20 protein-coding genes are annotated in these 21,457 nt (G+C 37.0%); 7 read left to right on the forward strand and 13 right to left on the reverse strand.

Annotated elements, in window-relative coordinates; translation table 11 throughout:
- Together ACFI34_RS02015 and ACFI34_RS02020 are read left to right on the forward strand one after the other, a co-directional pair.
- Positions 1 to 802 (forward strand): transposase (locus ACFI34_RS02015; protein WP_462672202.1); only part of this gene is annotated, 802 nt, incomplete at its 5' end.
- Between the two features lie 37 nt (positions 803 to 839).
- Positions 840 to 1,598, forward strand: a complete 759-nt coding sequence (locus tag ACFI34_RS02020; protein ID WP_462672203.1) for a substrate-binding periplasmic protein — start codon at positions 840 to 842, stop codon at positions 1,596 to 1,598.
- 239 nt (positions 1,599 to 1,837) lie between these two features.
- Here ACFI34_RS02020 and ACFI34_RS02025 read toward each other — a convergent pair whose 3' ends face one another.
- The 4 genes from ACFI34_RS02025 to ACFI34_RS02040 form a co-directional block, all read right to left on the reverse strand.
- Complete coding sequence (locus tag ACFI34_RS02025; RefSeq protein WP_462672204.1) at positions 1,838 to 2,986, reverse strand: hypothetical protein; 1,149 nt, start codon at positions 2,984 to 2,986, stop codon at positions 1,838 to 1,840.
- A gap of 239 nt (positions 2,987 to 3,225) precedes the next feature.
- A complete protein-coding gene (locus tag ACFI34_RS02030) occupies positions 3,226 to 4,641 on the reverse strand; it encodes an amidohydrolase family protein (protein ID WP_462672205.1) in 1,416 nt (471 codons plus the stop codon).
- A gap of 328 nt (positions 4,642 to 4,969) precedes the next feature.
- Positions 4,970 to 5,215, reverse strand: a complete 246-nt coding sequence (locus ACFI34_RS02035; protein WP_462672206.1) for a DUF4235 domain-containing protein — start codon at positions 5,213 to 5,215, stop codon at positions 4,970 to 4,972.
- A gap of 197 nt (positions 5,216 to 5,412) precedes the next feature.
- A complete protein-coding gene (locus ACFI34_RS02040) occupies positions 5,413 to 5,889 on the reverse strand; it encodes a YqhA family protein (RefSeq protein ID WP_462672207.1) in 477 nt (158 codons plus the stop codon).
- Positions 5,890 to 5,987: 98 nt separating this feature from the next.
- Between ACFI34_RS02040 and ACFI34_RS02045 the strand changes: the two genes are divergently transcribed.
- Entirely contained in the window at positions 5,988 to 6,575 is a 588-nt protein-coding gene (locus tag ACFI34_RS02045; protein ID WP_462672208.1) for an acyl carrier protein phosphodiesterase, read from the forward strand.
- A 42-nt stretch (positions 6,576 to 6,617) separates the two neighbouring features.
- Here the strand turns inward: ACFI34_RS02045 and ACFI34_RS02050 are convergent, their stop codons facing one another.
- A complete protein-coding gene (locus ACFI34_RS02050; protein WP_008128815.1) occupies positions 6,618 to 6,926 on the reverse strand; it encodes a hypothetical protein in 309 nt (102 codons plus the stop codon).
- 366 nt (positions 6,927 to 7,292) lie between these two features.
- Here ACFI34_RS02050 and ACFI34_RS02055 point away from each other — a divergent pair, with 366 nt between their 5' ends.
- Both ACFI34_RS02055 and kynU read left to right on the forward strand, forming a co-directional pair.
- Entirely contained in the window at positions 7,293 to 8,135 is an 843-nt protein-coding gene (locus ACFI34_RS02055; RefSeq protein WP_462672209.1) for an alpha/beta hydrolase family protein, read from the forward strand.
- The gene (gene kynU, locus ACFI34_RS02060; protein ID WP_462672210.1) at positions 8,132 to 9,367 is read left to right on the forward strand and encodes a kynureninase; all 1,236 of its coding nucleotides are present in this window, start codon (positions 8,132 to 8,134) and stop codon (positions 9,365 to 9,367) included. The genes ACFI34_RS02055 and kynU overlap by 4 nt, the downstream gene beginning before the upstream one ends.
- A gap of 51 nt (positions 9,368 to 9,418) precedes the next feature.
- On the opposite strand, the gene ACFI34_RS02065 is transcribed toward kynU, so the two are convergent.
- Positions 9,419 to 11,407, reverse strand: a complete 1,989-nt coding sequence (locus ACFI34_RS02065; protein WP_462672211.1) for a methyl-accepting chemotaxis protein — start codon at positions 11,405 to 11,407, stop codon at positions 9,419 to 9,421.
- A 283-nt stretch (positions 11,408 to 11,690) separates the two neighbouring features.
- Here ACFI34_RS02065 and ACFI34_RS02070 point away from each other — a divergent pair, with 283 nt between their 5' ends.
- Positions 11,691 to 13,001 (forward strand): hypothetical protein, encoded by a 1,311-nt coding sequence (locus tag ACFI34_RS02070; protein WP_462672212.1) that lies wholly within the window; start codon positions 11,691 to 11,693, stop codon positions 12,999 to 13,001.
- 83 nt (positions 13,002 to 13,084) lie between these two features.
- Here ACFI34_RS02070 and ACFI34_RS02075 read toward each other — a convergent pair whose 3' ends face one another.
- From ACFI34_RS02075 to ACFI34_RS02100, 6 genes are all read right to left on the reverse strand, one after another.
- On the reverse strand, positions 13,085 to 13,621 hold the full coding sequence (locus tag ACFI34_RS02075; RefSeq protein ID WP_462672213.1) for a hypothetical protein: 537 nt from the start codon (positions 13,619 to 13,621) through the stop codon (positions 13,085 to 13,087).
- Positions 13,618 to 14,511: a hypothetical protein gene (locus ACFI34_RS02080; RefSeq protein WP_462672214.1), complete on the reverse strand. Its 894-nt coding sequence runs from the start codon at positions 14,509 to 14,511 to the stop codon at positions 13,618 to 13,620. The genes ACFI34_RS02075 and ACFI34_RS02080 overlap by 4 nt, the downstream gene beginning before the upstream one ends.
- A gap of 78 nt (positions 14,512 to 14,589) precedes the next feature.
- The gene (locus ACFI34_RS02085; protein WP_462672215.1) at positions 14,590 to 15,981 is read right to left on the reverse strand and encodes a transglycosylase SLT domain-containing protein; all 1,392 of its coding nucleotides are present in this window, start codon (positions 15,979 to 15,981) and stop codon (positions 14,590 to 14,592) included.
- Between the two features lie 12 nt (positions 15,982 to 15,993).
- The gene (locus tag ACFI34_RS02090) at positions 15,994 to 16,770 is read right to left on the reverse strand and encodes an ETEC_3214 domain-containing protein (protein ID WP_462672216.1); all 777 of its coding nucleotides are present in this window, start codon (positions 16,768 to 16,770) and stop codon (positions 15,994 to 15,996) included.
- A 68-nt stretch (positions 16,771 to 16,838) separates the two neighbouring features.
- Complete coding sequence (locus tag ACFI34_RS02095; RefSeq protein WP_462672217.1) at positions 16,839 to 17,417, reverse strand: hypothetical protein; 579 nt, start codon at positions 17,415 to 17,417, stop codon at positions 16,839 to 16,841.
- A gap of 269 nt (positions 17,418 to 17,686) precedes the next feature.
- Complete coding sequence (locus tag ACFI34_RS02100; protein ID WP_462672218.1) at positions 17,687 to 18,583, reverse strand: LysR family transcriptional regulator; 897 nt, start codon at positions 18,581 to 18,583, stop codon at positions 17,687 to 17,689.
- Between the two features lie 134 nt (positions 18,584 to 18,717).
- Between ACFI34_RS02100 and ACFI34_RS02105 the strand changes: the two genes are divergently transcribed.
- Positions 18,718 to 18,882 carry a zinc-binding dehydrogenase gene (locus ACFI34_RS02105; RefSeq protein WP_462672461.1) on the forward strand — a complete coding sequence of 55 codons (165 nt, stop codon included), beginning with the start codon at positions 18,718 to 18,720 and terminating at the stop codon, positions 18,880 to 18,882.
- Positions 18,883 to 18,969: 87 nt separating this feature from the next.
- On the opposite strand, the gene ACFI34_RS02110 is transcribed toward ACFI34_RS02105, so the two are convergent.
- Positions 18,970 to 21,150, reverse strand: coding sequence for a GAF domain-containing hybrid sensor histidine kinase/response regulator (locus tag ACFI34_RS02110; RefSeq protein ID WP_462672219.1), 2,181 nt, complete (start codon positions 21,148 to 21,150; stop codon positions 18,970 to 18,972).
- Between the last annotated feature and the right edge of the window lie 307 nt (positions 21,151 to 21,457).

Raw genomic sequence — 21,457 nt, forward strand, 5'->3', positions numbered from 1 at the left:
TAATCATTACCATCTGCTAATAAAAACTCCCGATGCTAATTTAGGCCGAGCCATGAAGCATATTAATGGCCTTTACACTCAATACTTTAATCGAACACATAACACAGATGGTGCACTGTTCAGGGGCCGATACAAAGCTGTGTTAGTGGATGCTGATAACTACTTATTGCATGTTAGCCGGTATATTCATCGTAACCCAATTGAAACGAGCACCCCGTTGGTAGATGACCTTGCTAAGTACAAATGGTCTAGCTATTCAGCTTTTATTAAAAGTGGTGCGACACCTAAATGGTTGGTTCGAGATTTTATATTTTCGCTGCAAGGTAAAAAGCGTAAGTATGCTGCATACAAGCAGTTTGTTGAATATGAGTGTAATGAAGAAGTAAGCGCTTTTTATGGTGCTAAAAAGTTATTGTCGGTGCTAGGTAGTGATGACTTTATTGAAAGTATTAAAGGCTATATTGCAACATCAAACAATGAAAGCAAGCTTGTTAGTAAAAGGCATTCAGCGAATGATGTAATTACCTATTTGGCTAACCACTTTAATGTTGAGGTAGATGATATAGTAATGGTTAAAAAGGGGCGAAAAGAAAAAAACTTACCCCGATGGTATGCTATTAAATTGTGCCAAGATTTAACGGGATTAAATTTGCAGGCATTAGCAGATGTTTTTAATGTTAAACACTATTCGGCCATATCAAAAGCTGTTGGTAGATTAAATGCATTAATTATTGAGAATAAGCAGGTTGAATTACAGTGGGAAGCGCTTCGAGGTTGTTTGATGTCTGAAGTCAAGATTTGACCCCTTAACTTAATGAGATCTTTAATAAGAGGTTACTATGATTTGTAGGGTGTTTATTTTACTTTGCATTTTTTGCTTTAGCATTGGCTCGTTAAATGCCAGTGAAAAGGGAAAAACCATTACGTTTGCGGTTGGTCACGACCATGACAAAATGCTCACGGAGAATTACCCAATTTATCGTGCTAGTTGGCAATTTTTAAATCAAAGTTTAGCTAAATTAGGATATGAAGTAGACGCCATTATTTTACCTTGGGCTAGAGCGAACTATTATACTCAGTTAGGAAAAGCTGACGGTCTATTTTTAGCTGCTAACCTGCCAGGACGAGAGCAGTGGGCGGTTTTATCAAACCCAATTGGAATGGGGGTATTTGGTGCTTTTTATCATAAGGATAGAAAGGACGAACATACTATTATTGCGGGTGTTCGTTTAGGTGTGCATGACAAAATATTAACTGGCTATAATAGTTATGAGTTGTTAGAAGTTGCCACAGCTCAGCAAGGGTTTAAACTGCTTTTTAACCAAAAGGTAGACCGTTTAATTATGTCAGAAAGTTATGGCAAGTATTTGTTGAGCACTGAGTTAATTGAATTTAAAAACGACATATTATTTGACTCTGATGTAATTGAAAAACGTTCAATTCATGTTGCATTTGCAAAAGATATTGCTGAAAGTTTGAAAGCTATGGCGGTAGTGAATAAAGCCATTGATTTAGGTATGAGCGACGGTACATACCGTGACGTTATGATTAAAAATAAAGTACCTGAAAGTATGTTTTTGCCTAATCTTAATAAATAGTAATTATATTTTATGTGTTTTTAAGAACGCCACGTTGGGTCAGTTTTCTGCTGTTTAATGAGTAAAAATGTAAACTTGCCCTTAGTAACTCTATTTAACCGTCCTGTTGAAGTAAGAGTTGATTAAGAATCTCATAAAAAGTATTTTTCTATTTAACGACTCAAAAGCAATTTTTAACTAGTTATAAAAAAGGGCAATAATATTGCCCTTTTTTACGCGCTTAAACTTATTTTGATAACTTATAGCGCGACTAGGCTTTGCTCTAGCATTGCCTTTATTTGGTTTACTATTTTAGCTTCTGTTTCGGGTTCGAATTGTTGTATACGTGGGGTGTGAATATGCCCTGTAGGTATACTTGAATTAAGCGCATCGCGCAGGCGAATACTTCGGTACGATATTTCGTTAGACAGGTAACCACCGCCGCCGCCATTTACCGCAATACTATTTTTTAGCTCGCCATACGAACCGGCTTTATAGGTTTTTTCAAGCGTGGTGACTTCACGATTGTCGATAACTTTATAGGGGCCTTTGGCTTGTTGAATGAAATTTACAGGCAAGCTAAATTTTACAAACTCGTTGCCTGGGAGCGGTCGGCCATTAAGTTTTGGTATTACTGGGCTTGTTTGTGTTCCGCCATACACAATATTAGCGTTATCGGGCGCGGTTACACTACGGCGTTTACCCGGGAAGTGCTCTAAATCAAATTGTGTTCTGCCCATACTTACGGTGACTACCATGTCTACATTGTTAAGTGCGTAGTAAGGGGCAAGTAGTGATTCTATTATGCCTTGATCAAAATCTTCGTAGCGCACAGGCACCATAACGGTGTTGATTTCTGCGCTGATACCGTTGTAATTAATAACTTGGCCGTCGAGTAATAACGCTGCAACACCTGAGGGGTTACTTTGGTTTATGTTTCTATCGAGTAAAAATGGGTCAAAGCCTGTAAGTAATATTTTTTTAGTGCTGCCTGATGAAAAAGTAAGGTCGGTGCGCCCTCTGCTGCCGTCCTCTAGTAGGGTTAGTAACGTATTGAGTTGAGCCTGCGTAATTGAAAACTTAGGCGATGTTGTCCGTATTACTTTGCTTGAAAGCAGACGTGCCCAGTAAAGTGCTCGGTCGTCGTAGTTATTGGTATTTATTATACGTTGTTTGGCGTTTTCCCATAGTTCAAAGCTAAAGCGTTGTACTAATGTTTTTGCACTTTTAAAGTTGTTAAGCTCTTTAAATTGCTGCTCAAAACTTGATACTTCTGGGGTAAATGCTTTTAAAACATTGGGCATTGCTAATTGGGCTTTGTTGATACGCTGTTCTTCAACAGTTAAAGGATTACTTAAAGCAGCGAATGAAGAGGCGATTAAGCTGGTCGCTAATAATACTTTGATCATAATATTCCTAATATAAGGCTATTGTTTTATATGTAATTTACTATCCTACGATTGCTAATTTAGAGCAACCCATTAACGTTGAATCGACTGATAATTGCTTTTGTGATTAACTCACTTTGGTTATTGGATTTATAAAGCTAGCATTGAGTCTTTTTTATGGGGAAAGCACTAAAAATATTAAATAAATGCTCTCCACTTTCGACGTGCATTAAGAAAGTGGAGAAAAAGGTTTAGGGGGGCTATTTGTCAGCAGTCGCTTTACCGTCTTGCTTATAAACTTTGCCGTTTTTCATGACTAAATCAACATGCTGTAAAAGGTTTATATAACGTAATACGTCACCTTTAACAGCAATAATGTCGGCGTATTTCCCTTCGCTTACTGTTCCCACTTTATCGTTTACCTTCATAAGCACTGATGGCCAGTAAGTGGCGGCACGAATTGTATCCATTGCAGAAATTTCCATTTCGTTTACCCAAACAGCTAGTTCGTTCCATGTGCTCTGGCAATGAAATTTAGTTGGTATTCCGCTGTCTGTACCTACCAATAAAACTACGCCAGATTCTTTTAATTGTTGGATTTTACGTTTTAAGGTAGGTTTGCGCATTGGTGTTAATTGCATATATTCAAGTTCGCCTACATTTTTTAATGAGCCGCGAATATCATCAATAGTGCTTTGCTTTAGACCTCTGTGCCAGCATGTATTATCTAAACGCTCAGGGTTGGCAACGGTTAAATCATAATTCCAAAGTCCCTCTACAGTTGGGGTCCAATAAAGTGGTCCGCCGGCAATTCGGCCTTTGGCAGTACGCTCTCTGAGTAAAGTAATTACATCGTTGGGAAATTCGGGAGCTGTGGTAAGTCCAGTGTGCTCAAAATTATCTACTCCGATTTCTAGGCCTCGTCTAATTTCATCAGGTTTGTGTGAGTGAGCAACAACTACCAGATTGCGTTTATGGGCTTGGTCAACAATAGCCTGTGCTACCTCAATTTTCATCATGTCATGGTCAATTAGTTTGATGATATCAACACCAGCATCAGCCAGTTTGTTGACCTTTTTTTTGGCATCTTCAACGTTTTTAACACCCCACCTATAAAGCTCGGTACCAGGATAGGCTTCGTGTTGCAAAAAGGGGCCTGAAACGAACAAGCGTGGTCCAGGGATTTCACCATTGTCTATTTTATTTTTTATTGTAATGGAGTCTTTTAATGGTGCGCCTAAATCGCGGGCACTAGTTATCCCTGCTAACAATAGTTGTTCAGCGCTTGCAGGCATGATTTCGTTCGTGAGCTTGGGAGTGTATTCTTTATGCCAATGCTTGTAGTTAGCATGACCATTTAGCATTAAATGTGCATGGTTTTCCCAAAGGCCTGGAAGTACATCCATTCCTTCTGTTGAGACAATTTTGTACTCCGTAGGTACAGGTAATGTATCAACTGTTCCTACTTTTTCAATGAGCCCGTTTTTTACTAGTATGACACTGTTGGCAAGTGGCTGATTACCAAATCCATCTATCAGCCTTCCGCCAACTAATGCGATGGGTTCAGATTGCTCTGCAGCAGTCGCTATTGGTACGATTAAAACGCTTAAAAAAGATAAGCAGGTGAAAATTGATAGTGCAGATCTATATAAACCTGTTGTTGTAATATTCAACATCGGTACATTCCTTTTGTTTAATTATTATCTAATAGTTATAGTTGCTCAATTAAGATAACGTCAAAATACACAACTTAGCAAAACAAAACGTTGAACGAATAATTTAACCAAAGAGGAAGAGTTGTTTACTGCTTGAGCAGTGCTTTATAGTGGTACCTATCAACTCCGCTTATAAAAATTATGTGGGTAAGCGTACACGGTCTATTACAGGAATATAGTGAGCGTTCATATCTATATTGTTCGGGGTAATTATTTTCTGGTTGGCGTAATGAAAAGTAGGTTAAACCTCCTGTAACGAATGACACTACAAGAGGCATTAATATAAATCTTATTTGGATTGACGTTTATCGAGAACATAACGCACTGCCATTCTTGCAACGCCGGCTCCAATGCCTGAAACTACCGCCCAAGTTACTGCTTCTTTAAGATCTGTATTTTCGCTTGGCTTGTCTTTTGGGGCTGGTTCGTTGGTAACCTTTTCCCACGATTTTTGTAAAGTTTTCCTTGTTAGCATACCTGCAGATGCAGCGGCAAGACCTATACCTACGGTCGTAATTAGTTGTTTATTACTCATAATGTTCTCCTTTTAACAAATATCAATAAGGGTTATTTATGTTTAATTTTTAAAGCAAGAACATGAGTAACAGCAATTTATATACCGAAAAGGAAGCAGCCTAACTTAAGCCGTAATTTGAATGTAAAAGCACGTGGCACTGTAATCCACTGATTTGTAATTTGGCGTATTAAAAACGTATATAAAACTATTTATAGCTAGTCTTTCATTGAGCGCCATGCAAATGTTGAGGCGGCTATAACAATTGCAATGGCTATTCCTAAGTACAGGGTTTCTATTGTGCCGCCAAATTCCACTGCATGTTCTAAAAATAGTATGACAAGAACAACTGAGGTTACTTGTACTAGGGTTATTTTTAAATCATGGAAGTCTTTAATATTAAAAGCGGCTAAAAATTTACTTTCTTTTGATTTAGCAGGCGATATAAACAAGCGGTATAAGCTAATGGCAATTACCTGTAGGGTAATACCGATTAATAGTAAATCGAGGATTTTAAGTAGTTCAACTATAAGGCCTTTACCTGCTTTGGCTGAGTCGGGCAAGTCGAGAATGGTTGAAACCACTATATTAAAAACAATATTAATACATGAAACATAAACAAGGAGCGATGATACTGCTGCGGTGATAACCGCAATGACAACTAAAAAACGGCTAGTTTGAAATATATTTTCCATGTTGCTCAACTTTATAATTAGACTAAATCTATACGAAGCATAGTATATGTTAGATCCCTAAGTTACTATTTAAACAGTGTAATAAACTTGAGAACACTTTGAATTATTTAGCTCACCTTTATTTTGCAAAGCCTACGGCTGATTCCCATTTTGGAAATTTACTAGGCGATTTTGGCGGCCATAGGCATGTGGCACAGCTCTCAGAACCTGTAAAAAATGCTTTAAATAATCACTATTTAGTTGATAAGTTCACAGATGCACACCCTGTTGTGAAAGAAGCTAAACAGTACTTTTCACCAACCCGAAGGCGCTTTGCTGGTGTGGCAATAGATGTGGTGTTTGATCACTTTTTAATTACGCATTGGCAGCAGTTTAGTGAGCAACCTTTGAGTGATTTTAAACGTAACAGTTTTGAGCTTTTAAATAAGCGGTTAGCGCACATGCCACCGCGTATGCAGCACGTAGTTACTAGCATGACTAAAAACGATTGGTTTAAAGATTACGAAACCATTAATGGTGTGGGGACTGCGCTAGACAACATTGCTAATCGTATTCGCTTTGCCAACCAATTTGCTGGTGCTGCTGAAGATATAAAACGCCATTACTACCAGTTGGATGCGGCTTTTTTAGCGTTTTTTCCACAATTAATAACGCATGTAACAGAGTTTAATACAGAGGAGATTTGAATCTTTGTTAGTAAATATTAGGCGATTTTTTTGCTAACGCGTTTAGTCGTCTGGGCCATTTAATGTGAATTTTAGGTGTTTGCGCATGTCTTTTAAAATAACGCCTTTTTTAAGCATGGCGCCGCTTAATCGTTTTTGCCATTTTAATATGTCGGGCTCTGCGGCATCAAGGGCTTGTTGGTTTTCAAACTGAAAGCACATAAGTAATGAGCCCGGAAATAAGTGATACTCCACGTCAAACCAACATTGCAGCATACCGGGTAGTTCGGCTCGGCCTTGCTCTTCTATTTTATCGGCAACGTTAAGCACAAGCGCTTGTTGTTTTTCTTGCACTTTAGATAGTTTTTTCATTGTTGTGTTCCACTTGAGGGCATAATAATAGCCAGAGTGGGTCATTATACATCAGCTTTTAGTGCCCAACACCTTAAAGCTAAGTTAATAATAATTTAGGTATAAATATAAGCTTAAACGCAGTAACTTTACTCGTCGCTTTTAGCATGGTTAACTTGGCGAGGGTTTTATAGTGTTTGGTTAAATACGCAAACATAAGAGTCAATTTATTACGCCCAGTTTGTGAATAACAATAATAATTGCAGTCACTAAAGTGTTATTAATTAATAACTAAGTGACGTGATGATGCAAGTGATACGTACAAGTAGGCTTGCAGTTTAATGGGCGCAAGATGCTATTTTTAAGATTTAAAAAGGAAGTTGTGTTGTGAAAAATACGGTTGTTTTACTTTTAGGTATGTGGATTTTAAGTGGGTGTACGACTACCAACAACATTGAGTTTCCTGTTGTTGAAAACAATGTTGCGTATTCTAAAGTGGCGTCGCTCGGTTTTGTAAATGCTAACGAAAAAATACACTATGGCAGTGACGAATCACAATTTGCATTACTTTGGCGAGCCACGCATGCTGAACAAACTAAATCAAAGCCGTTGGTGGTATTACTGCATGGTGGTTGTTGGTTAAGTGCATACGACATAAAACATACTTATGCGTTAAGCACTGGCTTGGCACAGGCAGGATTTAATGTATGGTCGGTGGAATATCGCCGAAGCGGCGAAAGCGGTGGCGGTTGGCCAGTTACATTTAACGATATAAAAGCCGGTATTTTAGCATCAAGTACTTACAATAGTGGTGAGTTTAAACTTAATAATACTGTTGTTGTGGGGCACTCGGCTGGTGGGCATTTAGCGTTACTTGCGGGTGGAAAAATAAGTGAATTAAAAGGCGTAATTGGCCTTGCTCCCATTATCGATATTAAAGCCTACGCGGCAGGTACTAATAGTTGTCAAAAAGTAACTAAAGATTTTATGCAAGGTATACCAAGCGATAAGCCTAAAGAATACACTCAGGCCAACCCAAGCGAGCAACCCTTGCATGCGCATAGCATAATTTTACAAGGTGCGAATGACAGCATTGTTCCTGCGTATAATTTAGAACAGCTTAATCGACCGGTAGATTTACTCGAAGGGGTGGGGCATTTTGATTGGATACACCCAGGTTCTGCTGCTTTTAGCACCTTAGTTAAACATTTAAACGGAATCGATAAATGAATTTTGATGATATTGTAGCGCTTGATAAAGCCGATGTACTTGCAAGCAAGCGTGATGAATTTGATTTACCCGCAAACACTATTTATTTAGATGGTAACTCGCTAGGTGCTTTACCCAAAGCGGTTAAAACCAGAGTGGCACAAGTAGTCAGCGAGCAGTGGGGGAGTCATTTAATTAGGAGCTGGAACGATCACCAATGGATTGATTTACCTACTCAGGTTGGCGAAAAAATAGCGCCCATAATAGGTGCTGAAAAAGGCCAGGTAATTTGTTGTGATTCGATTTCAATAAACTTGTTTAAGCTTTTAAGCAGCGCGCTTATGTTAAACACGGGTCGTAGTAAAGTGTTATCAACGCAAGATAATTTTCCGACCGATTTATACATGGTGCAAGGCTTAAGCGATTTATTAGGTACTGACTTATGCCAATTAAAATTAGTCGAAGAGCACTGTATTGAGCAAAACTTAACTGACGACATCGCTGTATTGCTACTTACCCAAGTTAACTTTAGAACCGGTAAGCTTTTAAATATGCAAAGGCTAACAAAGCTTGCCCAGCAAAAAGGTATTTTAGTGATATGGGATTTAGCGCACAGTGCAGGTGCATTGCCGGTTGAGTTAGATAAATGCAACGTTGATTTTGCAGTAGGCTGTGGCTACAAATATTTAAATGGTGGCCCAGGGTCGCCTGCCTTTTTATATGTTGCCAAGCGCCACCAATGCACAGTTAAACAGCCATTAAGCGGTTGGATGGGGCATGCAAAACCATTTGCATTTAATGCCCATTACGAGCGGCCAGAAAGTATTAATCAGTATTTATGTGGTACGCCAAGTGTTATTGCTATGAGTGCGTTAGATGCCGCGCTTGATGTATGGGAAAACGTTAAAATAAGCGATGTGAGGGCTAAGTCGATTGCTTTAGCCGAAATGTTTATTACCCTTGTGCAGTCGCATGCTAGTTTGGTTGATTTGCGCTTAAGCTCTACTGAAGATTCCATCCAACGTGGAAGCCAATTGGCTTTTTCGCATAACCAGGCATTCGCTATTTGCCAAGCATTAATAGAGAAAGGCGTTATAGCTGACTTTAGAGCGCCTAACATTTTACGGTTTGGTTTTACGCCCTTATATACCTCGTTTGAAGATGTATGGAACGCAGTGAATATTTTAGTTGATGTAGTAACAACAAAGTTATACGCCGAGCCTCGGTTTAACTTACAGGGCAAAGTAACTTAATAAAGTTGGCCAATTGCTTTAGTTTATTTTACTTATGCAATTGGCCCTTAACTACTGAAACTTAAAGTTTTTCATTGTGTGCTGGAGGGTTGCAGTATTAAGTCGCATTTCATTAAAAATTACTTCTTGTTTTCGCGCGGCTTCAACTTCGTGATTTGCGTATTCAAATACGCTTGCAGCATCCACTGCAATATTTGACGCAACTGCAGACTGTTGTTCTGCGGCTGATGACACGTTCATGGCTAAGTTTTCAAGTACTTTACTTTGTGCATGCACTTGCTCGGATACCGCTCTTGCTTGATCAAATCGCTCTAAAGTGGCTTTTGATAATTTAGTACTTGCTACAATAGAGCTAACTACTTGATCGCTGATAGACTGTAACTCGCCGAGCAAAGACGAAATTTTTTCTGATGATTCTTTACTGTTTCCGGCAAGGCTTCTTACTTCGTCGGCAACAACGGCAAACCCTCTACCATGCTCACCTGCTCTTGCTGCTTCAATAGCGGCATTGAGAGCTAGTAAATTAGTTTGCTCGGCAATGCTACTAATTGAATCTAAAATAGACGATATGCTCGCTACCTGCTGATCCATTTTACTTACCACTTCTTCTACGTCAGACATCCCCGTTGCAAGCTCACTAATAGAGCTTTGACTAAGTTTGTTATCTTCAATCAATAGATTGGCTTGTTTGTTTAACTCGTCACTCGAGCTGAGAGTTTCAGAAGCTGAGCCTGCTATTTCGCGGCTTGTTGCGGCCATTTCTTCTATTGCGGTGGCTATATTACTCGCCATAGCCAATGTTTTGTTTGAATCATCAAGGACTGTTTTGGTTGCATTGCTCATATCATCGCTGAGTTTGGAGCCTGAATTGATGGAATGGTCGAGCCCTAATAACAGGTCTTTAAAAGCGAAAATAGTATTGTGAATGGCATTTGATATTTCGCCGAGTTCATCTTTACTTTTAAGCCTTATGTCTATTGTTAGGTCGCCTTTTTCGGCTTTAAGTAACAGTGACGTTAGTTGGCTTAATTCCTTTTTGAGAGTACTTAATAAATGAAAGTTTAAGTATGCGATAATCACTAGTGTAACCAAAAAGTAGATAATAGTGAGTGTAAGCGATGTATCGGCCGCTTCTTTTAGTTCAAGGCCATCTTTATCAACCGTATTCCACTGGGTGTCTAGTAATTGTTTAATTTGAGTTATTTGCTGTGTTGCCATAGGAAACCACACAGAGGCTGCCGGCAAAGTCGTAAAGTTTGGGGAGTTTGTGTTGAGTAATGTATTTGTTATTGCATTAATTTTACGTGAGTCAGCACTTTGTATAATGCTGTTAAAGTTTTGTAATTGTTTGCCTTGCAAATTAGCTATTAAATATTGATTGAGCAAATCGATTTCTGAATTGTATAAGGCAATATTTTGCTGCGTAACACTCGTTAATTGCTTTTTAGCTAAAGTGCCGTTTATTTTCCCTCGGTTTTGGCCCAAACGTTCTTTATAGTGAGCGAGTAAAAAGGCAATATTGAGATCTTTAGATAACACTGGGTGCTTTATTTGGCTGCTCAGGTTTGCCGCTACATCAAGTGAAATTTGGTTTAGTTTACTGTAAAACGCGAAGGCACCAGGGGCTGCTTTATTATCAACTTGTGTGCGTAATGCCGCTTTTTTTGCATTGTGATCAAAAAGAATACTTAAATTTTTAGTGACCTTTGTAGAGTTTTTAGTGAGTTGAGCACTTACCGACTTTAAATGCTGTATTGAAGCATCTGCCTTTTGGCGTTGCGCGAGCACTTTGTTTTTAGCCTCGGCTGAACCACTTCCTAAAAACCCTGCAGTTAACCCTCGCTCTACAGCATGGTTATGTGCCACTTTTTCCAGTGCATCTAACAAGCTAATTAAAGTTATATCTTGCTGAAGTGTTTGCGACTCTTGCCATTTATTTGTGATGTTTTGTATTAAAAGTATAAAAATAAAAACCATTAATATTATTGATGTTAACAAAGAGAGCTGAATGATAGATAGTCGGCCAAGTAAGCGATTCATAAGATCAGTCCTGTTGTGTATTTATCTCGGTATTTTGGCTAAACAAGGGTTAAGCAAATAAATAGCCGTTAACTATTTAATACATAAAGCGTAGTGCAGTTTTTAATAAATTCACTTGAACAAGTGAGTTAATTTAGTAAATGGTGTTATGTGTGAGGTACTTAATCGCGGCTTGTTTACAAATCATTGCAATTTTGTAAGCATTTGGTGGTGGGGTTACCTTGTTATTGTTTTGCTTAAGTTGAGATAATGGTAGGTGAACCAATTTAACGGACTAATTAAAATGAATAAATTTATACTTACCCCGCTTGCTATTACACTTTCTTTAACGCTTAGCGCATGTGGTGGCTCTTCATCAGAGAGTAGCTCTGGCAGCTCGTCAAGCGGTGGCAACACAGCCCAACTTCAAACTATTGCTTTACAAACATTAACTCGCGAATGCGGGGCTGATTCTGCGTATCAAGCAGATGTTGTTTTTCATAGTGATGACGGCGATGCTATCGGTTCTGTTAAAACTGATGCAGAAGGTAAATTTTCAGGTGAACTACCCTCAGGCACCAAGCATGTATCAGTATTAGGTGATGTGTTTGATGAAGAAGACGGTGGTTATAAGCAAATTATCACTGAGCTTAATATTGAAAATAGAACTAATTTAGGCACCTTTTATTTTAATGACTTCACAGGTGATTGTGGATGTACTGAATATAGTGTTGATACCACAGCGCTGAGTACGATTGCGTCTGATTACACAATATATCAATCACAAGGTAACGAAGTTTCGGGGTCTGTAAATGTTTGCCCGAATGATAATAAGCTTTATTTAACGGCGCTTTCTAGTTACTCAGTTGATGCAAAAGCTGCCGTTATTGATATACCGGTAAACTCATCAGTTATTACCCTAACAGATGAAGACTTTATTCATGACGGTGTTGAAGTTCCTGTTCAATTAGATATTGATGCTGATTATGCTAGTACTCGAGGTTATATAGAAGCTGATAATACGTATAGGTTTGTTCAATATAGTGGTTCTGAAATATCAAACACGCTTTTTGTATTCCCAACAGTGACTGAGCATAATTTTTATGTGCAACTTGATTTTATGTCAGACCTTATGAATGTAGATGGTGTTGACGTTGAGTTTCAAAGCTATGCCCGAAGCGCAGTAGATACTAATGGTGATTATCAGCTGACCACACTTCCTATCGTTACTGACGATTTAGGATTTAGTTTACTTCAATTTGCTGAAAACAATGATTCAAGTTTTGACTTTGGTAACGTTGACAATCGGTTTGCTCGCACAATATGGGGTTACAGCTTTTTAGTTGATGATTCTGCTGAAAGCCGATTTGATTGGACAATAAAAGCGGGCATAAGTGGTCAAATTCCAGATTTGTCTTTTGGTAGTGTATTCCCTGAACCTACCGACGAGGTTATTTTAGAAGAGTTAACGGTATTACTTTATGGCTATGCTGGTAATGCAACCGATGCAAACAGTTATGCAAAACTTTTAGACACGATTTCTGAAGGTGGGCATTTAACTAAGCCAGAGTTTAGTAATTATGTATATACATTTGTAAGTGCTGAAATATATTAGTCACTGCGTTTAGTTTTGTATTAAAAGGCCACACTTGTGGCCTTATTTATAATAATGCTCTAGGATTCGGTCGCTGTAAAAGTTTATTGAGTAAAATCAATATCTTCAATTAGGTGTACCGTAACATCAGCACTGCACGTTATTGTTAAGTTACTTGCTTTAGTTGGTAGTGTTTGGCATTGCAAGTTTTTTACTTGCGCAATCCCAGCTGTTTGTGCGACGGCTTTCTCAGTAAAGTCCTGTCTTGAGTAGCGTGTGTTATTTTTGTTTGAGTCAACATTAATAACAGTCGTATTAGTCTTCGATGTTGAGGCTATAACAACACCATTTACTTCCTCTGTAGCTAGTTGAACTATATCTTTTTTTGCGCGCTCTTTTAAGTTTTTTAAAGTTTCATCATCGCTACCCATAACCGTAGTCGATCTGTTTATAGTTTTTACTATAGGCTTATTATTGATATCTTTTTTGTAATGTATTTTAAAGCTACTACTCGATTGTTCGGTTGGCTGAGGTTTTATTTTATTGCTTTCAGCTAAAGGAATAACGATGTCGTATGCACTATTTTTGTTGGTAGCGCACCCCGCTAAAAAAGTAATTAGAATTAACAGTAGTAATCTCATTTTAGACCTCTTTGCTTTTTATGCGCATCACTTAATACTTTGTAGTCTTCTACTTCTTTTATTGAATCAAGAATATCAAAGTTTCTAGGATCGATAAGATTCGCTTTTGTCATTAAGTCATAGGCTTCTGAATGTTTGCCCTGCATTAATTTTATTAAACCTTGGTTGTGAAGTGCTATGGCTTGATCTTCAATTGAATTACTATTTTGAGCAACTTGTTCAAAAATACTAAAAGCTTGGCTTAAACGGTCTTTTTTTACGTACTCTATACCTAAATCAATATTTTCATCTTCCCCGTTTAGGTAATTAAGTTTTACTAAAGAACGATATGGGGAAATTTGTTTAACAACAAAATCAGCCGCCTTTTCTATCAAAAAGTCAGCAACTTCAGAATCGGTCCGGAGCTTATCTTTTGCTTTGCTTCTATTTTCGCTTGAGCTCTTTTCTTTACTATAAGTGAATGTTTCAGAAGCACTATTTAGTGTTTGCTGGCCATAAATAACGTAGTAAGTTAGGGTTAAAGTTTGTTTAACTGATGCATGATAGCTGTACCACGTTTCTTTTTTTCCTTCATGCTTTTCACTCCATGAATTACGCTCTACTCGAGATGGCGAAATTTCACCAACCAGCTTATAGGGGGAATTGGCATGTACCTTTACATATCCATGACTCATTAATTTAGCTTTTACTTTTGCCGAAAGCGCATTTCCCTTAATGTTATATTTATCGCCGTTAAAACCAACTACAGCAATATGATCAAGAGCAAGGCCTGACTTACTAGGCATATTCATTGTTGAATCAACTTCAACTTTTGAAGCGCAGCCAGTAAGTACTGCCAATAAACTAAAAAAGTATAATGAGTGTGAGAATGTTTTTTTAATATTTAGCATCGCTTTTTCCATTTACATGTTGGGGCATAACTAACGCCTTTTTTGCTGGGAAGGCAATTAATTACCAGATAAGTAGTTTTAAATTTGGTCCATAGATTTATAAATAGGTTGACGCTCTAGTACCTTTTGTAAATACTTTTTTGTTTCTTCGTATGGTAGGTCTGTAATAAGCTTGTTATAGACCTCTTCAGGCGTCATTTTATTTATTATGTTAGAAGCTTTATTGATATTTCTTGAGTTGTCTGTGTTAAAGGCTTTAGCTACGTTCCCTGCACCGGTGTTGTAAGCTGCAATCATGCAATAAAATCGACTTTGCTGATTACTTATTTTAGCCAAATAGCGTGTGTTTAAAAGGTGCATATATGCAACACCTGTTTCAATATTATTCTTTGGATTGAATAAATACTCTTTGCTCATAATGTTCTTTTTCTTATGTAAAAAAAGATTAACATCAGCTCCTGCACTTATAGGCACAATCTGCATTAAACCAAAGGCTGGGATTGGAGATTCTGCTTGAGTATTAAAGTGGCTTTCAGTATGGATAATCGAAAAAAGCAAACTCTCGGGCAACCGCCAACGCTTACTATGCTTACTAACAATATTTTTATAGGGTGCTGCTTTTTTTATAAAACTACTATGGGCTAGCGGTATGGTGTAGGTGGTAACTCGTTTATTTTTTAGCTTTTCTCTTTGTTGCATCGCGTTAGCTTCTACTTGCGACGCTTTTAACCTTTTTATACGCTGTGCTTTTTCGACTTCTATTTTTGCTATTTCTGCAGTCAATTTCTTTTTGGCTAGTAAATTGTCGCTATCTAGCTGAACAGGTGATGATAGTTGTAAAGACATATCAAACACTTTTTCAACTTGTTGGCGAGCTTCAATAGCTTGCTTATTTATTTTATTAATTTCTTTTTTTATTAATGTTTCAGGCTGTGCAATTACTCTAACTGGCGTTTTAATGGGAGAGGTATTTTCTATATTTTTTTTAAGTATCTTAAATGAAGTACTTTTTATTTTGTCCGCTACCATTTCATTAGTATTTAACGCACTTTTTAGAGCGTTAGTGATATCATTTGTAGAAACATGATCTTGCTCGTTATGCAAAATGCTAATACTTATCTGGTCATTTTCATAGTCAATAGTGGTTTTTGCCTTGTTGTCAGGACTATAGTAGGTCGTTTGACTAGAAAGCAGAGGATCTGTTTCCCCCCACGTGTTAATAAGTTTGTCGCGTATATCATCAAGTTTTTTAAAATGTTTACGCCTAAAATCTTGATATTCAGATAAGTAGGTTTCTTTCCAGTCGTTAAACTCTTTTAGTTCTTCTGCGCTGCCTTCTTTTTTTAAAGCGGCCATTTCTTGCTCTAGTTGCTCAAATGGATCATTTGTTTGTTGTGCTGAAACTTCCGTTACATTTAGCATTAAGGTGGTAAATAGTGGTACATATAAATTAAGTTTAAATAAACTCATAAAAAACCTTTATCAACTTTTTGTTAATGTTTGGTACTCAAACCGGGTGAGTAAGGACTCTGCAACAATTTTGTTTTCTAATTCACTAACCGCATAATAGTTGGGCTTTATCATCGCTCGTAATGATTCAACTTCCTTTTTCAACTCATTAAGATTATCAGAATAGGTAGCCAAAGAATCCATCGTGTTAATACTTGTTTTTATTGTTGCTAAATATTTTTCTGGTATTTCCACGGAGCCCGGAACTGCGGCGTAGCCAATAAACCCTTTGGATAAAGAAAGAAACATTTTTTCTTTACCAAGATTTTGAGATTCTAGATAATAAGTCAAGTTACGATTGTCAAAGCTATATTCAAATTCACTTGAATTTTTCTCTAAAATTGTTGATTCGCCCAGTGGACCCGAGAAAGGTACCTTAGGAGAAAAGTCTGAGATACGTGATACTACGGAGTAACCATTAATACGCTTGTCAGAGGTGATGACTGTAAAGATAAACTTTTTTCTAATGTAATAGTAAAACTCAACATCAATATCTATTCGTGACCGTTTTACTGCGTTGGGCTCCCCTAGAAATGTTTTGATGTAAGCGATGCTATTACCAATGTTAACTTTATCTATCTGCTTATACTGAACTTTATGTGTAAAGTTCTCTACGAACGCAGAGTAAGCACTTTTAAGAACATCTTTTGTATCACCCCATTGCCCAATAGAAATCAATATAGCGGCTATCATTAAGATAGAGCTTTGTACTTTTTTCCAGGTTGATGTTTGATTATTATTTTCTGTCATATTTTTACTTATAATGGAAAACTTCACGTGTAGTAATTTAGTGAAGTTTTTTGACCGACACTATGTAATTAATTCGTTAGTTTTTTTATTTCTTGATCTAGGTCGTTTTCGGCTTTTTTGGCTTTGAATTCTTGATACAAAAACTTTTCGTCAGCGGGGTTTATGGTTCGTTGGCTTTGTTTAAGAATATCATTGAATAAGGATTTTGTTTGATTTGGTTCAAGCGCTGTAAGTACACAAAAATGATCTTTTCCAGATATATTAACAATATCCGATTTTATTAGCCTAGAGCCTTGCAATTTTTGTTTGGTTAGTTGTTTTGAAACAGAACTAAAGCTTGTACCAACAGTGGTATCGTCGTTTGAGTCTGTACGATTGCTATATGTTTTTTCAAGCCCTTCAATCCGTGTTTCTATTTGTTGCGCTAGCGCTAGACGACTGTTTGCTGTTGCGAGTTTTTTATCAACAGATAAGTTGCCTGAAAACTTCACACAATCTGTCGCGGCAATGCCGTCACTTACATGAGGGTTTAACACCCAATCGGGCAGATTTGAAACAGATGTATTTGCGCTTTTTTCTGCAACTGTATTACAGCCAGCAATAACAATAACGGCAACAGATGTTAATAATGTGCGTGATATTTTCATATGGTCACTAACCTTGTAGTTAATTTAGGTGAAAATTTAAGCAGACACTAATTGTATGTTTATAGGATAATTTTATTTGTGTAAAGGAGGGAATGAAAAACTGCATTATTTGATTGCCTCCGTGCTTAAATAACTAGTTTTAAAGAATAAACCAAATTATTAATAATTAATATAGATTAGTGTTTTTAAATAATTTTTAATATGTGCTGGTATTTAAATTCTTTAACGGTTAAGTACTACACCCAGTTGAAAGTTTAAGAACTCGCCACTCACGCCGTTTCCCAATATGGGATTTCCCCATAATACTTTATAAAAAAGTCAATAAATGCACGTACTTTTGGCGCAAGCAATCGAGAGCTTGGGTATACAGCCCAAATAGCGGCACTTGAATCCATGGGGTAATCTTTTAGTATTTGAACTAGGGTGCCTTCTTTTAATGCGTTGTGGGCGCACCAAATAGACGAAATAGTAATACCTGCATCATTAATACACGCATCCCTTATCGATTCTCCATTATCAATACGAATACTGCCTTTTACCTTAACTTTTTCAATGCCATTTGGCGTTTTAAAGCTCCAGTAGTCAATCCCAATTAATTTAATGCAATTATGGTTGAGAAGATCCTGTGGTGTTTTTGGCTCTCCGTGTTCTGCTATGTAGCCTGGTGAGGCGCATATAATTCTATGGTCGCGGGCTAACTTTCTGGCTACGAGGGTGGAATCGTTAAGCTCGGCATTTCTGATAGCGATATCAAAACCACCTTCTACCATGTCTACAATACTATCACTTTGTCTTAAATCCACTTTAAGCTCAGGGTGCTGATCAATAAAAGCTTTAAGTGCGGGCACTATATGCATACGACCAAATGAGGAAGGGGCTGCAACACGAATCGTGCCTTGGGGGGTAAAAGAGCCTGCGCCTACAGCTGCTTTTGCACTATTTATAGCATTTAATATTTCTTCAGCGTGAGGTAAAAACTCTCGGCCTTCTTCAGTTAAAGATACTCGCCTTGTTGTACGGTGGATTAGTTTTACACCAAGCGATTCCTCAAGCTTAATAATATGCATGCTAGCTACTGGTGGCGAAAGACCGAGTTCCGCGCCTGCTGAACTAATATTGTGTGTAGAGGCAACACGAACGAATAACTTGAGGTGTTCATTGTTCATTATTAAAGCCTATTATTAATAAAAATTTAATACTGATTATTCATTTGAGTGTATTATCATATGTAGGGGTTGTAAATGTGCTGTATGTATAAACTAAATAAGGGGGTTACCATGAACGCCAACAGCATGGCGAAATACTAGCTAAGCTTGCAATAATAATTGATAAAAGGCACTTGGTGCCTGTTTTAGACAATATTGAAGTTAACCTTGAGGATGCAGGTAAAGCGCATAATTGCCTTGCTAGTGGTGAAGGTATGGGGAAAGTGGTTATTTCACTAAAAATTACCGTGTCGGCTTAAGCCGAGTACTTATTAAATGTGCTCGGCTTTTTTATTATTAATCGGCAAAACCACTCTATAAAGATTTACGGTTGAATAGTCGTAAATTCAATTGAAATCTATTTGTTTTGACAAAAATAATGTAGTTAAGTCTGTTATTTTTATCAGGGCTTCTTTATCTGCGTGGGTCCATGATATTTTCGATCCAATACTTTCACAGCAAATCACGCCTAGTGCTTTATTATCTTTAAAATAAATGTAGTCAAGTAGTGAGTAAATATCGTGTGGCTCAAAATAGCTTTTGGTAAAGCCTTTTGTAACTTCGTGATTTCTTGCATCGGGGGCATCAAGTATTTGGTGGCTTAGTATGTAGTTAAAGTAATCAGGGTAGTCTTTTGCTGTTAATACTGAGTCAAGAATGACTTCATCGTTCTCATCAAGGCACATTAAGCAATTTATCTCAGAGTATTCTTCATTAAACAACCATAGGCTGACTCTGTTGGCCGCAGGTATTAATTTTTTTAGTTCACTACATGTTTGTTTAAGTTTGTGTTCTCTTTTAATGCTCGGATCACTAATTTTTATTGCTAAGTCTTTTAGGTTTTCATTATTTGGGTTGTAAACATTAAGCAAGCTGTTCAAGCTATCTTTATTAAATGGCTTAGTTAAATAACCGTCCATGCCAATATTTAGGTAATGCTCAATATCTTGTTTCATTGTGTTGGCAGTCATGGCAATAATAGGTATTGATTTGCCTTTGCTCTGTGCTCTTATGACCTTAGTTGCTTCAACCCCATCCATTACTGGCATCTGAATATCCATAAAAATCAAATCTACATGATTGGCATTAAAGTACTCAACACACTCTTTACCGTTTTCACTAAAAACTACTTTTGCATTGTGCGCTTTTAACATTTTACTGACGACGATTTGATTTATTTTATTATCTTCTGCCACTAAAATAGTACAGCCTTGTAAATTAGTTACTTCTTTGTTTTTCTTTAGCAAACTATCTAAAATCGATGCTTCAAAGCTTTGCTGATAAATAAATGTAGAGCCTTCATTTTCTTGGCTGGTAAAACTGATTTTCCCACCCATTAAATGACTTAGTTTATTACAAATGGAAAGACCTAACCCTGTACCACCAAATTTACGAGAGGTAGATGAGTCAGCTTGATGAAATTCTTTAAATAAGTTTGCTTGTGCTGCTTTGTTTATTCCTATACCAGTGTCTATAACTTTAAATACTATGTTCTGTGTATTTAAAGAATGACCTTTTAGGTTAACAATTAAATCAACGTGCCCCGCTTGAGTAAATTTAATTGCATTTGAGCATAGGTTATTTAATATTTGCGATATTCTAAGAGGGTCACCTTTTAATGTTTCAGCCACTTTTTTATCTATTGATACATTAAACTCTATACCTTTATCAGAGGCTTGTTTTTTTAGTGGCTCAATTACACCATAGACAACGTCTTTAAGGTTGAAGTCGATATGTTCAATATCTAATTTTCCGGCTTCTATTTTTGAAAAGTCTAAAATGTCATTCACTATATTGGATAAAATATTGGCTGAGTTTAGAATACTTTTTAGCGCAATATCTTTTTCACTATTACTGCTATCAGATAAGCCAAATTCGGCCAAGTTTAAGATACCGTGAAGTGGTGTTCTTAGCTCATGCGACATATTAGCTAAAAATTTACCTTTTAAATTATTGGATGTATCTGCTTCAGCTTTTAGTTTTTCAAGCTCTTGAATATGAGTTTTTTGCTGTTCTAATGCTTTACTTAGTTCTCTGTTTTTTAGCCTTAACTCTAATTGGGCTATTACCTCTTTACTTAAAATAGTTAACGCACTAATTTGTTTTTTAGTTAATTTTTTAGGTTTATCACTAATTACACATAAAGTACCAATTGTACTGCCTTGCGGTGTGATAAGGGGGGCACCTGCATAAAAGCGAATGTTTGGATCGTTTGTTACTAAAGGGTTGTCGTGAAAGCGCTCATCAAGTAAAGCATTTTGTATTTCAAATACTTGGTCTTGCAAAATAGCATGGGAACAAAACGCAATATCACGCTCTGTTTCACTGGCATCAATACCGTACTTTGATTTAAACCACTGTCTTTGAGGATCGACAAGGCTTATAAGTGATATTGGTGTATCACATATATCTGAAGCTAGCTGAGTTAAATCATCAAATACTTTTTCTGCATCGGTATCTAATATTTCATACTCATATAAGGCTTTTAATCGAGATTGTTCATCCGCTGGAATTGGCGCTTTTTGCATAGTAATACCTAATGTTTATATAGCGTTACTATAGAAGTAAAGTGAACTGAATGACAACTTTTAGCTACAAGTTACAATAAAGAAACAAATATTTGTTAGCTTTATTGTAGGCAGCCTGCCATTTACAAAAAGTTATTGATTTACATTAAGCTCAATAAAATAAGTTGAAAGGTTAATTAATCAGTTAAAAATTTAACGGCCTTTTACTAGTGACAAGAACGTTAAGCACTGTACCTTTGAAATTAAACCAACCAAGCATTCATATATTTTTTTTATTTTAATAGGTTTTAAATATTATTAGGTGCTT

The sequence above is a fragment of the Pseudoalteromonas sp. PSi26 genome (assembly GCF_054960575.1).

Bases quoted from the DNA above. Each gene is read 5' to 3' on its own strand.
- ACFI34_RS02020 (WP_462672203.1), top strand. From the start codon at position 840: ATGATTTGTAGGGTGTTTATTTTACTTTGCATTTTTTGCTTTAGCATT.
- ACFI34_RS02025 (WP_462672204.1), bottom strand. From the start codon at position 2,986: ATGATCAAAGTATTATTAGCGACCAGCTTAATCGCCTCTTCATTCGCT.
- ACFI34_RS02030 (WP_462672205.1), bottom strand. From the start codon at position 4,641: ATGTTGAATATTACAACAACAGGTTTATATAGATCTGCACTATCAATT.
- ACFI34_RS02035 (WP_462672206.1), bottom strand. From the start codon at position 5,215: ATGAGTAATAAACAACTAATTACGACCGTAGGTATAGGTCTTGCCGCT.
- ACFI34_RS02040 (WP_462672207.1), bottom strand. From the start codon at position 5,889: ATGGAAAATATATTTCAAACTAGCCGTTTTTTAGTTGTCATTGCGGTT.
- ACFI34_RS02050 (WP_008128815.1), bottom strand. From the start codon at position 6,926: ATGAAAAAACTATCTAAAGTGCAAGAAAAACAACAAGCGCTTGTGCTT.
- kynU (WP_462672210.1), top strand. From the start codon at position 8,132: ATGAATTTTGATGATATTGTAGCGCTTGATAAAGCCGATGTACTTGCA.
- ACFI34_RS02065 (WP_462672211.1), bottom strand. From the start codon at position 11,407: ATGAATCGCTTACTTGGCCGACTATCTATCATTCAGCTCTCTTTGTTA.
- ACFI34_RS02070 (WP_462672212.1), top strand. From the start codon at position 11,691: ATGAATAAATTTATACTTACCCCGCTTGCTATTACACTTTCTTTAACG.
- ACFI34_RS02075 (WP_462672213.1), bottom strand. From the start codon at position 13,621: ATGAGATTACTACTGTTAATTCTAATTACTTTTTTAGCGGGGTGCGCT.
- ACFI34_RS02080 (WP_462672214.1), bottom strand. From the start codon at position 14,511: ATGCTAAATATTAAAAAAACATTCTCACACTCATTATACTTTTTTAGT.
- ACFI34_RS02085 (WP_462672215.1), bottom strand. From the start codon at position 15,981: ATGAGTTTATTTAAACTTAATTTATATGTACCACTATTTACCACCTTA.
- ACFI34_RS02090 (WP_462672216.1), bottom strand. From the start codon at position 16,770: ATGACAGAAAATAATAATCAAACATCAACCTGGAAAAAAGTACAAAGC.
- ACFI34_RS02095 (WP_462672217.1), bottom strand. From the start codon at position 17,417: ATGAAAATATCACGCACATTATTAACATCTGTTGCCGTTATTGTTATT.
- ACFI34_RS02100 (WP_462672218.1), bottom strand. From the start codon at position 18,583: ATGAACAATGAACACCTCAAGTTATTCGTTCGTGTTGCCTCTACACAC.
- ACFI34_RS02110 (WP_462672219.1), bottom strand. From the start codon at position 21,150: ATGCAAAAAGCGCCAATTCCAGCGGATGAACAATCTCGATTAAAAGCC.